This is a genomic window from Glycomyces sp. NPDC021274, from assembly GCF_040641195.1.
Taxonomy (GTDB): domain Bacteria; phylum Actinomycetota; class Actinomycetes; order Mycobacteriales; family Micromonosporaceae; genus Glycomyces.
Genome location: NZ_JBFADC010000014.1, coordinates 102,161 through 114,688 on the forward strand (window position 1 = coordinate 102,161; position 12,528 = coordinate 114,688).

General features: G+C 69.6%; 14 protein-coding genes and 1 tRNA gene. 1 reads left to right on the forward strand and 14 read right to left on the reverse strand.

Features of this window, described 5'->3' with window-relative positions:
- Positions 1 to 7 precede the first annotated feature (7 nt).
- From AB0I03_RS23675 to AB0I03_RS23730, 12 genes are all read right to left on the reverse strand, one after another.
- A complete protein-coding gene (locus tag AB0I03_RS23675; protein WP_360416347.1) occupies positions 8 to 1,183 on the reverse strand; it encodes a hypothetical protein in 1,176 nt (391 codons plus the stop codon).
- Complete coding sequence (locus tag AB0I03_RS23680; protein ID WP_360416349.1) at positions 1,176 to 1,874, reverse strand: FkbM family methyltransferase; 699 nt, start codon at positions 1,872 to 1,874, stop codon at positions 1,176 to 1,178. Before AB0I03_RS23680 ends, AB0I03_RS23675 begins: the two co-directional genes overlap by 8 nt.
- A complete protein-coding gene (locus AB0I03_RS23685; protein ID WP_360416351.1) occupies positions 1,871 to 2,518 on the reverse strand; it encodes a glycosyltransferase in 648 nt (215 codons plus the stop codon). The genes AB0I03_RS23680 and AB0I03_RS23685 overlap by 4 nt, the downstream gene beginning before the upstream one ends.
- Positions 2,515 to 2,712 carry a hypothetical protein gene (locus AB0I03_RS23690; RefSeq protein WP_360416353.1) on the reverse strand — a complete coding sequence of 66 codons (198 nt, stop codon included), beginning with the start codon at positions 2,710 to 2,712 and terminating at the stop codon, positions 2,515 to 2,517. Before AB0I03_RS23690 ends, AB0I03_RS23685 begins: the two co-directional genes overlap by 4 nt.
- Before the next feature lie 2 nt (positions 2,713 to 2,714).
- Entirely contained in the window at positions 2,715 to 3,896 is a 1,182-nt protein-coding gene (locus tag AB0I03_RS23695; RefSeq protein ID WP_360416355.1) for a Mu-like prophage major head subunit gpT family protein, read from the reverse strand.
- Positions 3,897 to 3,908: 12 nt separating this feature from the next.
- Entirely contained in the window at positions 3,909 to 4,271 is a 363-nt protein-coding gene (locus tag AB0I03_RS23700; protein ID WP_360416357.1) for a DUF2190 family protein, read from the reverse strand.
- A 3-nt stretch (positions 4,272 to 4,274) separates the two neighbouring features.
- Positions 4,275 to 6,101: a hypothetical protein gene (locus AB0I03_RS23705; RefSeq protein WP_360416359.1), complete on the reverse strand. Its 1,827-nt coding sequence runs from the start codon at positions 6,099 to 6,101 to the stop codon at positions 4,275 to 4,277.
- The gene (locus tag AB0I03_RS23710; protein ID WP_360416361.1) at positions 6,091 to 7,302 is read right to left on the reverse strand and encodes a minor capsid protein; all 1,212 of its coding nucleotides are present in this window, start codon (positions 7,300 to 7,302) and stop codon (positions 6,091 to 6,093) included. The genes AB0I03_RS23705 and AB0I03_RS23710 overlap by 11 nt, the downstream gene beginning before the upstream one ends.
- 3 nt (positions 7,303 to 7,305) lie before the next feature.
- Positions 7,306 to 8,982 carry a hypothetical protein gene (locus tag AB0I03_RS23715; protein WP_360416363.1) on the reverse strand — a complete coding sequence of 559 codons (1,677 nt, stop codon included), beginning with the start codon at positions 8,980 to 8,982 and terminating at the stop codon, positions 7,306 to 7,308.
- Between the two features lie 15 nt (positions 8,983 to 8,997).
- Positions 8,998 to 10,515, reverse strand: a complete 1,518-nt coding sequence (gene terL / locus AB0I03_RS23720) for a phage terminase large subunit (protein ID WP_360416365.1) — start codon at positions 10,513 to 10,515, stop codon at positions 8,998 to 9,000.
- A gap of 12 nt (positions 10,516 to 10,527) precedes the next feature.
- A complete protein-coding gene (locus tag AB0I03_RS23725) occupies positions 10,528 to 11,151 on the reverse strand; it encodes a hypothetical protein (protein ID WP_360416367.1) in 624 nt (207 codons plus the stop codon).
- Positions 11,152 to 11,177: 26 nt separating this feature from the next.
- A tRNA-Leu gene (locus AB0I03_RS23730) sits at positions 11,178 to 11,256 on the reverse strand.
- A gap of 45 nt (positions 11,257 to 11,301) precedes the next feature.
- On the opposite strand from AB0I03_RS23730, the gene AB0I03_RS23735 reads away from it, so the two are divergent.
- Positions 11,302 to 11,823, forward strand: coding sequence for a hypothetical protein (locus AB0I03_RS23735; RefSeq protein WP_360416369.1), 522 nt, complete (start codon positions 11,302 to 11,304; stop codon positions 11,821 to 11,823).
- On the opposite strand, the gene AB0I03_RS23740 is transcribed toward AB0I03_RS23735, so the two are convergent.
- Positions 11,820 to 12,098, reverse strand: coding sequence for a hypothetical protein (locus AB0I03_RS23740; RefSeq protein WP_360416371.1), 279 nt, complete (start codon positions 12,096 to 12,098; stop codon positions 11,820 to 11,822). The genes AB0I03_RS23735 and AB0I03_RS23740 overlap by 4 nt on opposite strands.
- A 150-nt stretch (positions 12,099 to 12,248) precedes the next feature.
- Positions 12,249 to 12,458 carry a hypothetical protein gene (locus tag AB0I03_RS23745; protein WP_360416373.1) on the reverse strand — a complete coding sequence of 70 codons (210 nt, stop codon included), beginning with the start codon at positions 12,456 to 12,458 and terminating at the stop codon, positions 12,249 to 12,251.
- Positions 12,459 to 12,528 lie beyond the last annotated feature (70 nt).

A 12,528-nucleotide genomic window follows, 5' to 3' on the forward strand; every position in this document is an offset into this window, starting at 1 on the left:
CCTGCTCCTACTCGCCGATGATCCGGTCGAGGTCGGCCAGGAGGGTTTTGCGGCCCTTCCCTTCGACCTCCGCGGCGGCGGCGGCCTTCGCGCGGTCAACGTCGTCGCCGACCCACGCCAGGACATCGCCCGCGGTGCCGTCCGGGACGCTCTCGGCCGAGGCATCCTCGGCAGGCGCGGGTTCCTCGTTGTCGTTCGCGGGGTCGGCCGGGTCCTCCTCGACCGGCGTCGTCTCGGCGGGCACCGCCGCGGGCGCGGGCTCCTTGACCTCGACGGCGTCGACCGGCGGCTCGACCGCAGCGGGTTCGGCCACGGCGAGGATCGGCGTGCTGGCTTCCCGCCAAGCGGCCGTCTCCTCATCGGTCGCGAGGCGCACCCCGCGCCGCCGCATCGGCGACCCCTGCAGGTACGACATCGCGCCGCGCCGGGTCACCTCCGCGAACCCGTCCTCGAAGCGGACGTTGATCGTGGGGATGTACAGGTCCGGGTACTTGGTGGACTTGAACAGCATGGGGAGACCTCCTGGCTGGTAGCTGTCGGCATTGGGCAGGCGCAGGACCGCGCCCGAGAAGTCGGTACCGAGCGCCGAAGCGGTGGCGCCGATGAAGCGGTGCGCGGTGCGCCCGGAGTGGCCGCGGCCGGGAACGAGCGAAGGCGATTCGCGGTGGTCGACGAGCGAGGGCCACGGGTACCAGACCGGTGTCTCCCGGCGCTCGAACCATTTCGAGATGCGCGTGTCGTAGTTCGGGATCGGAAGCCGGTCGCACCAGGCCACCAGCTCGTCGATGACGTTCGTGGGGATGACGATGGCGACTCCCCAGTTGAGCCTGTCCATGACCAGCCACGAAGCGCCGTCGGCGCGAGCGACGTACTCGGCGACCATCTCCCCGTACGGGCGGACCCGGCCGACGTAGAGGCAGACCGGGACGTCGTCGGGGGCGTGCGCGAGCGCGGCCTCGACGCCGGCGACGAGATCAGCGGGGATGACGGCGTCGTCTTGGACGACGAGGTGGTGGGTGGCGGCGGGGTCGTAGGCGAGGAGTGCGCGGCGACCGGTGCCCCACCGGGAGTTCGACCCGTCGTCCCACACCACGCGGGCGAGACGGTCGAGTTTCATCTTGAGCTCAGGGACGAACGCCGCCCGCTTCTGGTGGGCCATGATCGCCACCGAGACGCTAGCCACGGGCGAATCCGTACGTCGGGGTCTTCGCGAAGCAGCCGAAGCACTTGTAGCCCTTCGGCAGTGCGTCTTCGAGCGCGTGACGGTCGCCTTCGGCGTAGATCACCGGGGAGTACGCAGCGATCGTGTCGGCGGCACCGACGAGGACCGAAGCGGCCGTGCCCTCGACATCGATCTTGATGAGCCGGACCTCGTCGAGGCCGAGCGCATCGATCGTGGTGATCGGCACCTGTCCGGCGTCCTGCTGATCGGCGCCGCGGTCGCGCTTGACCGCGACGGTCCCGGAGTTCCCCGCGAGCGCGGGCGGCTGGACGCGGCCCCAGCCGGGCCGGGCCCCGGCAGCGACCGGGAGCGCCCGTACGAAGGGGCGGTTGATGTCGGGGACGCGGAGGTCGTTGAGTTCGAGGTTCCGCGCCAGCCGGTCGAACGATGCCGGATTGGGTTCGAGCGCGACCACATTCAAGCGCATCGCCAGCGCGAACCACAGGGTGTGGGTACCGATGTGCGCGCCGACATCGACGGCCGTGCCAGGCTCGAACGCGGTGATGCGGTGGCGGGCGTCGTCGAGGAGGTCCTTCTCGTACCAGGTGCCGCGGGAGATGATGCGGCCGATGTGGTCGGTCTCATCGACCTCGATGCGCGCGGCAGGTGCGCCTTCGGCAGAGCGGCCGGCGGGGAGCGTGATCGTCTTCATGACCGCCCCCGGGCGAGAGTGCGGCGGCGGTTGGCCCAGTGGTGTACGGCCAGCGCGCCCGGGAACGGGCCGCGCTCGCGCGGCGTGCCGACATCGCTGTAGGAGTACGGGTAGAACAGGGCCTGCGGCAGGACGGTGAGCTCGTCGCGGTGGCGACGCCACAACCCGGTCAGGTACTGCGGACCGGTCGAGACGTTGGGGCGCAGGCCCCGGTGGTGCTCGACGGAAGCGGGGAGGCCGGTGATGAGCCGGTCGATGAACGGGTGGCCCGGTTCGGTGCCGAGGATCGCGTTGTTCACCCACCGGTCCTGGGTCTCCCACGCAGCGAACGCCTCCAGGCCTTCGATGGTGTCTTCGATGCTGGTGAGGCATTCGAAGTCGACGTCGACGTAGACGCCGCCGAACGCCCAGAGGATCTCGTAGCGGAGCACGTCGGAGCGGAACTGCCACACCGAGGGAGCGGGGACGAGCTCCTCGGCGCGGTCGTACAGGTCGCGGTTGCGCATGACCGGGAGGCGGTCCTCGGTCCACATGCGGTACTCCCAGCCGGGGTGCGCTGCCTGCCACGTCTGGGTGTAGGCGGCGTACTCGGCGGGGAGCGGGTCGGGGCCGACCCAGATCTGGTGCAGGACAGCGGGAATCACAGGACTGCCGCCCCCCGTCGACTCGCCTCGTCCAGGAGCTCGAACACCCGCTCCTGGCTGACGGTTCCTGTTGCGGGGACCTCGAACGAGGCCACGGTGGACTGGCCGAGCTTCGCGTTGATGCTGCGGAGCTCGGCCAGGATCTCGGTGAGGATGTCCTCTGCGCCCTCGGGCGCCCCTGGCCGGGCGGACATCGTTACGAACCCACTCGGTCGCCGGTGGAGGCCACCGCGGACTTCGGGTCCATCAACGTGCCGCCGAGGATGTGCCGGACCTTCCACTCGACGCTGTCGGAGTCGAAGTCGCCGTCGGTGGCGTCGATGAGCCCGCCGCCGACCCTCGTGGCGTTGGGGCTCTTCTGAAAGAGCTGCGGCGCTTCGTGACCGATGAGCCGACCGATCTCCATCGCCGGACGACCGGAGTTCGGGTTGGCGAACAGGTACCAGGCCGTCGAGCCCGTGGCCAGGTCGATGGTCGGCAGCCACGGGTTGACGATCAAGCTGACCTTGTTCCGCATCCAGTTCGAGACCCGCAGCTGGTCGTTCTCGACGCCGTTCCCGCCGCCGTCCGCAGCGAGGATCTCGATGGCGTTGAGGATGTTCAGCGCCTTGACCTCGAGCGCCGGAGGGACCACGAGGGTCGCCGCGGAGACGAAGATCGGGTTGCCGTCGGCGTCGAGCTGCTCGCCGAAGATGGTCATGGCCTCCTGCAGGCCCGAGACGGTCAGCTGCGCGTCGGTGAGGTTGCCGTTCGGGGCGCCGAAGAACGGCGACGCGGGTCCGGTAGCGGTGGCGTACAGGGCGGTCGCGAAGCGCTCCTCGGAGCGGCGCGCGGCGTTGCCCAGCCGCTCGGGGATCGACGCGAACGCATCCAAGTCGTCGTTGACCAACGTCTCCCACGACAACGGGATGCGGCGGCCGAACTTGCGGACCTGGTACTCGTAGAAGCCGTCCGCGAGCGACGCGGCGGGGTACTCGGACTGCTCCGGGACCTCTGCGAGGACCGATTCGCCGCCGTCCAGAGTGAACCGCTTGACGCGGCGGAAGTCGCGGACGCGACCGGCCCGTGCCAGCGACGTCCACTGGACGGGCATCTGCGCGTACTGCGCGAGCAGCTGGCGGTCGATGATGTCGCCGAAGAGGAACGAGAAGTCCGACCGGGTCATGTTCTCCTTGAAGGAGAGCGCGGCGTAGCTGTCTCCTTTGAGGACCTGGCGGTAGAGGTTGAACACCTCCATGAACGCCTTCTGGTAGCGCGGGTTCGCGCTGGCGCGCGGGCGGCGCTGGGTGAACGTCTTCGGGTCGCCCTTGAACAGCTCAGTCTCGTCGGCTTTCGCCTGGGAGTACGTGGCCACCTCAGGCAGCATGGTGTCGAGCATCTGGGTGGCTCCTTAGTAACCGAGCTTGACGGGGATGATGGTGGTCGCGGCGTTGGCGACCGCGGCGAGGGCGTAGCCGAAGCGGACGCCGCCTGCCGCGGTGTTGGACAGCGCGCCGTCGGCGGTGGCGATGTGGACGATGTGCCCGACCGCGATCGCGCCGGCGTTGGCGTTGACCGGGAGGTCCCAGACGCCGTCGGTCTGGATCGAGACGCGGGAGACGCCGTCAGCGCCGACGAGCGGGTCGGTCTGCGCGACGGCGGGCAGCTGGTTGACCAGCACGGCGTCGCCGGACTCCGGCGCTGCCGGGGCGGTGATGGAAGCGGTGGGCACGGCGAACTTGCGGCCGTACTGGTAAACCTGGTTGAGCGCCATTGGTTAGCGTCCCTTCACAGCGATGCGGGCGGAGTTCTCGTCGAGGCCGAGCTCGGCGAAGCCCTCGGCGAGCTGGACGTCGAAGTCGGGCACGCCCTCGCCCTCGACGAAGCCGCCGAGACCGGAGGGGCGGCCCGCGCCCTGGGATTCCAGGACCGCCGCGGCGTAGCCCGCTTCGGACTTGATCGAGGCGGCGACGAGCGCGGTGAGTGCCTCGGCGTTGACCTGGCCGTCCTCGGTGAAGGGGACGCGGCCGTTGACCGCGGCGTGGACGCGCGGCGTGATGGCGGTGATGAGCGAGTCGGGCATGCCGGAGGCGTTCTCGGCGAGCGCCTTGTCGACGGCGGCGCGGCCGGCTTCGTTGCCTTCCATGAGCTGGAGGCGCGCGAGCGCTTCCTTCATGCGGGCCTCGGCGGTGCGCTGCGCGGACTGCGACTCGGACAGCGCCTCGGTCAGGGCCGTGCAGCGGGTGCGGAACTGGTCGCGTTCGGCGGCGACGACGGCGACCTCTTCGGCAACGGGGGTGCCGTTCGGGGTCCCCGCCGGGCCGGGCTGGACGCCCTCAGCAGTGGTAGATCCACTCATCGTGGACTCTCCTTCTTGGATTGGGTGGAGTGCGGTCGGCGGGGAGCCGTCCGCGTTGGCCGTCGCCGCGGTGGGCGAGTTCTTGAGCGCCTGGTCGGCGCGGTCGAGGTCGGCGGCCATCTCGGTGACGGCCAGCCGGGCGGGAGCAGTGAGGGCCGCGGCTTCCTCGGTGGGGGTGTCGACGGGGACGTACGTGGTGCGGCGGTCGACTTCGACGGGGTCGCCGGTGAGGGCGATGCCGTCCTCGTCGGTGTAGGCCTGCCGCCAAGTGCCGTCGTCGTTGCCGTAGATGACGAACTGCTCGTCGGGGTCGTAGTCCCACACCCAGGAGCCGTCTTCGTCGTCGCTGCCGTGCGCGGCGGCGACGGCTCGCTGGAGTCGGGCGCGGGTGTCGTTCGTGAGGGCTTCCTCGGCGGGGACCTCACCGTCCGGGGCCTCGTCCCATGGGGCGCGCTGGAACAGCTGCGGGGCGTCAGCCTCGACGCGGGCGGTCCAGGCCTGCAGGCCGTCACCGATCGCGGAGGAGAGGGTGATGCGTTCGGCGCGGGTGAGGCGCCCGTCGCCGTACATCTCGTCCGCGTACTGGGTGAGGGCCAGGTGGAGCCGGGATTCGAGCCAGGTGCCGACCGAGCTGGCCTCGGCGACCTTCCTGGCCTGGACTGCTTCGAGGACGTCCAGGAGCGCGCCGCCCGCCGCGGGCTTGGTCACGAAGTCGACGGAGCGGCCCTGCTCGACGGTGTTGACGATGTTGCCCTTGCGGCCGTCACGCTCGCCGTGCTCGGCGGTGACGTAAGCGCGGATGGACATGCCGATGACCGGGATGCCCTCCTCCGCTTCGGCTTTCGCCATCTCGATCAGCGGGGTGCGCCACGGTTCGAACAGGCGCGTCCACGCGACGAGCGACTTCGTGTCCTCGTCCCAGCGGGCGTCCTCGGTCTGGATGCCGGCGAGCTTCTCGACCGACCCGGCGGGCCGCTCGTACTCCTCGGTCTCGGTGGCGTGGTCGATGAACGCTTGCGTGCCTTTCGGCCAGGCGGCGGCGCCGTCGCGCTTCAACACCTCGGCGGGGTAGTAGTTCCCGTTCAGGGACCACCCGGCCTTGATGAGGCGCACGAGCATCCGTCCGGGACGCTCCTTCGATACCTCGGCGACGCCGGCTTCGGCTACGGTGGTGCGTTCGGGGGCGGCCACGGATTCGGCGACTCGGCGCCGCTGCGGCCCCATGGGCTTGCGCTTACGCGACACGGTGAACCTCCTGTTGCTGCTGGTTGCGGTCGGCGAGCACGCGGAGGTCCCGCACCGTGGTGGGTTGGTTGGAGCGGCGCCACTGGGGGGTGTCGCGCCAGGTGGCGAGCTGGTCCCACGTGACGGCACCGGAGCGGTACAGCTCGAGACGGCCGGGACCCATGACTTCCAGCTGCGCGGATTTCGACAGCTGGTTGAAGGCCTTCTCCCCGTTGGGGAGCAGCGAGGGCGGTTCGGGGGCGCTGATGCCGAGCTCAGCCCAGGAGGCGAGCTTGGGGAGGCGCGTGCAGCGGCCGCGGGGGTGGTCGTCGGGGCCGGGCTCGGTGACGGCGTAGGTGCGGCCGTGCCGGGACCAGCAGGCGGGGCAGGTGCGGGAGTCGAGGCGGGCGTACCACTGCCAGGCGGTGACGAGGTCGGCGTTGGCGCGGTGGATGTAGGCGGAGGCGGCCCGGTAGGCGTCGAGCATCTCCGTGCGGGAGATGGTCAGGGCCCTGGTGAGTCCGCCGTTGAAGGCGCCCTCAACCCGGTTCACCATGTCGCGGGCGACGGGGATCGGGTTGTCGCCGACGATGATGCCCTCGATGAGGGCTGCCCGCATCGCAGCGACGGCCTCGTCGGAGAGGGGGATCGTGTCGGCGTGGATCTGGCCCGACGCGCGGGCGATGATCGCGGCCAGCGCGGAGGGTTCGAACCGTCCGGCGACGATCCCGGCAATGATCGCGGGGCCGAGGAGGTCCGCGGCGGTGGGTGGGGGGACCATGCCACCGTCGGTGACGTCGGGTTCCTCTTCGGCTTCGGCGAGGCGACGCAGCACGTGCGCGGTCAGCGCTTCCTGTTTCGTGTCGGGCGCTTGGGAGCCGATGATCCTCGGCTCGAGCTCGGCATCGAGTTCGATGATGCGGCCGGCTCCGGCGCTGGCGGTCCGGTCGGTGTCGGCGGCGAGTGCTGTGAGCGCCGCCTGGGAGGCGTCGAGCGCGCCCATCGCGGCGTCGTTGCGGGCGATCTGGTGGATGGTCGGCCAGCGCCCGGTCTTCACGGCGAGGGCGGTGAGTTGGGTGGCGGCCTGCTCCCAGGCGGGCGCGAGCTGGTCCCAGGCCTTCACCCACTGGGTGGTGAGGTGCCGGTCCGCGTCGTCGGTTTCCGTGCCGATCCCGGCGCGGAGTTGGCGGTTGAGCGCGAGGGTGGAGCGGGTGACGGCCATCGCCTACCCGTCCTCGTCCTCGTCCTCCTCGTTAGGAGGATCGGGCTCAGGGTCGTCGTCTTCCATGGGGCCGGGGCCGGCGTCGGTCGGGTCGCGTCCGGCTCGCAGCAGCCCCGCCGCCGCGCCGCCCGCACCACCGAGTGCAGGTCTGGACGGCCACTGGAACTCACCGGTGTCGTCGTCGACCATGGCCTCGACGAGCTCGTCAACGTCACGGACACCCAGAGCAGTGAGGACCAGGCGCAGGACGAGCTCGGGCGGCATCGTCCCGGTGCCGTCAGCGTCGACGATGGCCTTGACAATCGTCGCGATGTCCGCGCCGGAGAGGTCGGGCCATTCGATGTCGACTTTCGTGGACGTGTCGCCGTCGAGGGTGACCACGTCCTGATCGGAGTACGGGTCGCGGATAATCGTGCCCTTGAGCGGGCCCTCGGGTGCCCGGACGGCGGCGGTGATGACGTGGGAAAGGATCCGCTGCAGCGTGGAGGTCCACAGGTCGCGGCGCTGGCCGAGCACGAGCTCGGTCGGCCGGTCGAGGGTCTCGGCGGTGGCCCGGTTTCCGGTGGTGCCGGGGTCGGCCAGGAGCATGGTGACGGGCATGTCGTAGGCGGCGCCGGCCATCGCGGCGAGGGGGCGGCCGGACTCGGAGTCGAGGGTCGCGCCGGTCTTGGGGATGGCCTCCATGATGGCGTCCATCGGGGTGACCGCGGTGCCGCCGACGTCGAGCGCTTTCCCGGCGAGGGAGTCGCGCGGTGCCCCGGCGGCGAGGGCCTGGCGCGCCTGCGCGCGGGCGCTGCCTTTGGAGGTGAGGCGCCACGCGAACTTCGCGAGGCTCTTCATGAGCGTTGCCCAGTCCTCGAGGAACGTCTTGTAGGCGCGTGCCCAGTCGACGCCGGCGTAGGCGTCGGGGACGCCGCGGTGCCAGTGCAGGGGCCGGTTGACGGTGGTGTGGACAACGGGGGCGTCCCACCGGACGGGCATGTTCGCGTACCTGGTGAACCGGCCCGGGGGCTTGTAGTCCAGGCACGGGTACAGCTCTTCACGGAGGTCGTTGCGCTGCGAGCCATCACCCTGGTAGGACATCTGCACCCAGCGGCGGCGGTAGAACCACGGCTCGGAGTTGTCCTCGGGGTTGCAGATGACCTCGACGATCTCGTCGCACGGGAGGGTGCGGACCTGCACACGGCCGGTCCGCGGTGACGTGAAGAGCGCGTGGAACAGCTCCCCGTCGGTGAACAGGGCGTGCTCGTTCTGGTTGCGGGCCTCAGCGCCGGTGAGGGTCCGCTTGTTCCCCGGGTCGTCGAGGAACGCCGAAACGACCGCTTGGACGTCCTGCTCGCCGGCGTGCTCCTTGCCGTTGGCGCGGGCGGTGATCTCCACGCCCTGGCCGTGCACGTACGCGGACCGGAGCGAAGCCGCGCGCTTCAGCAGCGGGTTCTTCAGCGTGTACAAGCGGCAGATCGCCCGCAGCTGGACCATGCCCTCAGTGGAGAACTCCTGCTGGGCGTACGCCACGAACTGCTGCCAGCCCGGGTCGAGCAGCTGCCGCTCGAGGTCGGTCACGGACTCACGCAGGAGCTCCGCATTCGACCGCTCAATCGACAGTTCTTCCTGCACGGGGGCGACAATGCGACTGCGCACCGACTCGATGACGTTGCGGACCGGGGCGGGAAGGCGCACAGTGTCCCCTCCCTGCTAGTAGAGGCTGATGGCCTGTTCGGCGTCGTCGTCCTCGTAGATCTCGTCTTCCAGCAGCAGCGGGTTGATGAGCAGCCGGTTCAGGGCCTGGCTCATGGCGTCGACGCGGTCGTCATGCGGGGAGGTCGGGAACGACGTTGCTTCCTGCAGGAGCCCCTCAACCCAGGGGGCGAGGCTCTTGTGCGGGAGATGCACGTTCCCGGCCTGGATGAGCGGCGAGACCGCGGCGGCGCGCGCGACTTTCGAGCCGTCCGGTTCGATCGGGATCAACCCGGGGACGGTGCGGCGGAGCTGGTTGATGACCGCGGGCCCGTTCGCCTTGTCCTCGATGAGCTTCGCGACCGCTTGCGGCCAGCGCCTCGACAGTTCGACGATGGCCTCGCAGGTCGTGACGAAGTCCATGCGGGCGTGGACCTGGTCGAGCAGGTAGGTATCGATGCCGCGGCGGCCCCACACCTGGCCGGCGACGAAGTCGGAGCCGTCCGAGTCCTTGAACGCGAGGTCCCACGACTGGATGATCTCGTCGAAGCCGAGCGCGGTGCGGGTGTCGTTGTCGTGCTCGATCCACTGGGCTTGTTCGTAGAACGTCCACCAGGAGCGCTTGAACACGGAGCCGGTCGGGGGCGCGGGTTCGCCTTGGTAGAGGGCTTCCCACGTGCGGTCCTGGACGTCGGCTTTGATGTCGTCCCAGTCGCAACACGCCCACCCGGGGTGTCGCTTGCAGGTCCCGGCGGGGCGTTGGCGTTGGCGGCCACGAGTGGATTCGAGGTACTCGCCGGGCGCACGGCCGAGCGGGTCCGTCTGGCCCTTCTCGGGCCGGTGATTCGCCTGCGCGGGAATGTTGAGGATGGTCCATTCACCGGGGTTGTCGGCGATCAACCGGCCGGTGAGGTCGTCCTCGTGCCAGCGCGTCTGGATCACCACGACGGGCGCGGTCGGAGAAAGACGGGTGCGGGCCGTGTCCGTCCACCAGTCCCACACGGTGTTCCGCTGCAGCTCGGAGTCAGCGTCCTTGCGGTTCTTATGTGGATCGTCGATGACCATCAGATCTGACGGACGCCCAGTAAGGGCTCCGCCGATTCCGCACGCATAACAGCCGCCGAGGTGGCCCTCAAGTTGCCATTCGTGCGCCGCTGACGTGTCGTAGCGGACTTCGAAGCCGAGTGTGGGGGCGTGGGTGGCGATGTCGTTGCGGATGTCGCGGCCCCACCGGCGGGCGACGCCGAGTTCATAGGAGGCGATGACGATCCGCAGGTCGGGGTTGCGCGTCAGGAGCCACAGCGGGAACCGCCGGGACACCCGCTGGCTCTTGCCCTCTTGTGGCGGGAGGGAGATCGCGAGACGCTTCAAGCGGCCTTCAGCGACTTCGACCAGGGCGGCGTCGATCAGGTCGAGCGCGGGTGTCTGGACGGTGAGCGGGTCGAAGTCGCGGGCCATCTCTCCGGGTGTGGCCCAGGGGGATTCGCGCGGCTCGAAGTGTCGGGCGGCGGCTTCCCAGGGGTTGAGGGTGTCCATCACCCTCTCCTGCTAGTTGAGGCTCATGGAGACGTCGCGGAGCCGGTCGGCGACGACGCGGGGCGCGCGGGCGGCCTGCTCGGGGGTGAGCTCGAGGTCGCCGAGGACGGCTTTGATGACGCCGGCGAGGAGCGCGCCCTGCTGCTCGGCCAGCTTCACGCGGCGTTCCTCGATTCCCGCCGAAATGGCGGCTTTCGAGACGTCGACGAGGTGCTTGCGTTCGGACTGCCACAGCTGCACCCACACGTTGACCGCGGCGGCGTGCGTGATGTCGGTGCCGGTGAACTCGCCGGAGCCCTTGTCGGTCTCCTCGGTTTTGCCCCACGTGACCTCGTCGCGCTGCAGTTCTTGCACTTGGGCGTGCAGCCAGTCGATCGCGCCGGCGGTCCGGTAGACCTCTTCGAGGAGGGCGTCGCGGGGGTCGATTTCACGGGGGAGGCCGAACGTCTCGACGTATTTCGCGGCCTTGACCTCGGCCATGCGGCGCGCGGCGGCGGCCTTCGCCTGCGGGGCACGACCGCCATGGGTGCCGCACACTTCCTGGCCGAGCATCGGCGGTTTCTGGCAGCGGTCGCCGGTCCTGCGGGACTTGGCTTTGCAGCGGGGGCGCTCGGGAGGTGTCTCCGGGGGAACCATGAGAGCCACCTCCCGAGCTGGTGTGATGGTGCCGCACCCGGGATTCGAACCCGGACTGGACTGGTTTTTGAAGCCAGCGCGTCTGCCAAGTTGCGCCAGAGCGGCAAGTCGAGGCCAACGGACGCGAAGACGTCTCGATAGCCTCTGTGGGTGAACTACTTCAAGGACAATGCGTCGTGGATCGTGCCCTCGCTGATCGCGCTGCTTGCGCTGGCGGCGGCGGCCTGGTCGTCGGTCTCTTCACACGCGAGTAAGAACGAGGCCCGGTTGTCTCGTGAGGCGTCGCAGCGGTCGGCTGAGGCGTCCGAGCGTTCTGCTACTGCGGCTGAGAAGTCGGCACAGGCAGACCTGGAACAAGCTGCGCTGGCACGTGCCGAGCGAGAGGAGGCGGATGCTGCGGCTCGTCGGCGTCCGTGGCGGTTTACGGCGTTGTCGAAGACGAAGTACCGTGTGGTGAACCACGGCGTGACCGCTTTCAACGTTGTGGCGCAGGCCCCTGACGTGCGGATCATGGTGGATGCGGGCGTCCGGGGGCTCACGGTGGTTCAGCCTGGTGAGTCGTTCGAGTTGTTCGTTATCAAGGGGATGGGCCAAAACGGTGACGTGGCGATCACCTGGGCCGAGACGGATGAAGAGGAGGCACCGCGACTGGCGCAGCATGAGCTGTTCTAGGCGGCCGAGCTGAGGAGCACGCGGCCGCGGCCGGGAGTCTTCGGGTTGCGGCGGGTGGCGCGTTCGGCGTCGAGGAGGTCCGACCAGCGGTAGCGGGCGGCGCCGCGCTCCCCGAGGTGGTCGACGGCGATGAGCTTGCGGCGCTGGCCGGCGAGGTCCCTGTACCCGCGGTGCGCCCACTTGCGGACCATGTCGCCGGTGATCCTGTGTGGTGTGTGCTCGGTGAGGTAGGCGGCGGCGTCTGGTCCTGAGACGAGAGCGTCGGGGTCGACCATGAGAGTTGGCCCTGTCCCGGGGGTGGACATGCGAAGAGCCCCACCGGCGAGGGTGGGGCTCTAAGGAGTATGTGGGCATAGTTGTACTAGCTGCGGCCAGTGTGACACATCGGGTTGGGGAGCGTCAACCGGAACCGTCAATGAGGTTGTCTAGGTCTCCGCATCCTGGTGGTTCAGGACGTCGCCGAGGTTTAAGAGTTCGTCAGATTCGAGGGTGTCGGCGGGGATGCGCTGCACGACGGCACCTTTGACGGTGATGATGAGTTCGTCGGCGGTGAGCTGCGCGCGGGCGTCTCTGCTGTAGATGCCGTATCCGGCGAAGAACGGCGCGCAGTCGTACGGGTTTTGGGGAGAGGGCATCCCACAAGGTTACCGAACGGGTCTCATGTCCGGGCGTCATCCGGGCGGTCGCCGTGCGCGAATGGGAAGA

Bases quoted from the DNA above. Each gene is read 5' to 3' on its own strand.
- terL (WP_360416365.1), bottom strand. From the start codon at position 10,515: ATGGACACCCTCAACCCCTGGGAAGCCGCCGCCCGACACTTCGAGCCG.
- AB0I03_RS23690 (WP_360416353.1), bottom strand. From the start codon at position 2,712: ATGTCCGCCCGGCCAGGGGCGCCCGAGGGCGCAGAGGACATCCTCACC.
- AB0I03_RS23695 (WP_360416355.1), bottom strand. From the start codon at position 3,896: ATGCTCGACACCATGCTGCCTGAGGTGGCCACGTACTCCCAGGCGAAA.
- AB0I03_RS23740 (WP_360416371.1), bottom strand. From the start codon at position 12,098: ATGGTCGACCCCGACGCTCTCGTCTCAGGACCAGACGCCGCCGCCTAC.
- AB0I03_RS23710 (WP_360416361.1), bottom strand. From the start codon at position 7,302: ATGGCCGTCACCCGCTCCACCCTCGCGCTCAACCGCCAACTCCGCGCC.
- AB0I03_RS23680 (WP_360416349.1), bottom strand. From the start codon at position 1,874: ATGAAGACGATCACGCTCCCCGCCGGCCGCTCTGCCGAAGGCGCACCT.
- AB0I03_RS23745 (WP_360416373.1), bottom strand. From the start codon at position 12,458: ATGCCCTCTCCCCAAAACCCGTACGACTGCGCGCCGTTCTTCGCCGGA.
- AB0I03_RS23725 (WP_360416367.1), bottom strand. From the start codon at position 11,151: ATGGTTCCCCCGGAGACACCTCCCGAGCGCCCCCGCTGCAAAGCCAAG.
- AB0I03_RS23700 (WP_360416357.1), bottom strand. From the start codon at position 4,271: ATGGCGCTCAACCAGGTTTACCAGTACGGCCGCAAGTTCGCCGTGCCC.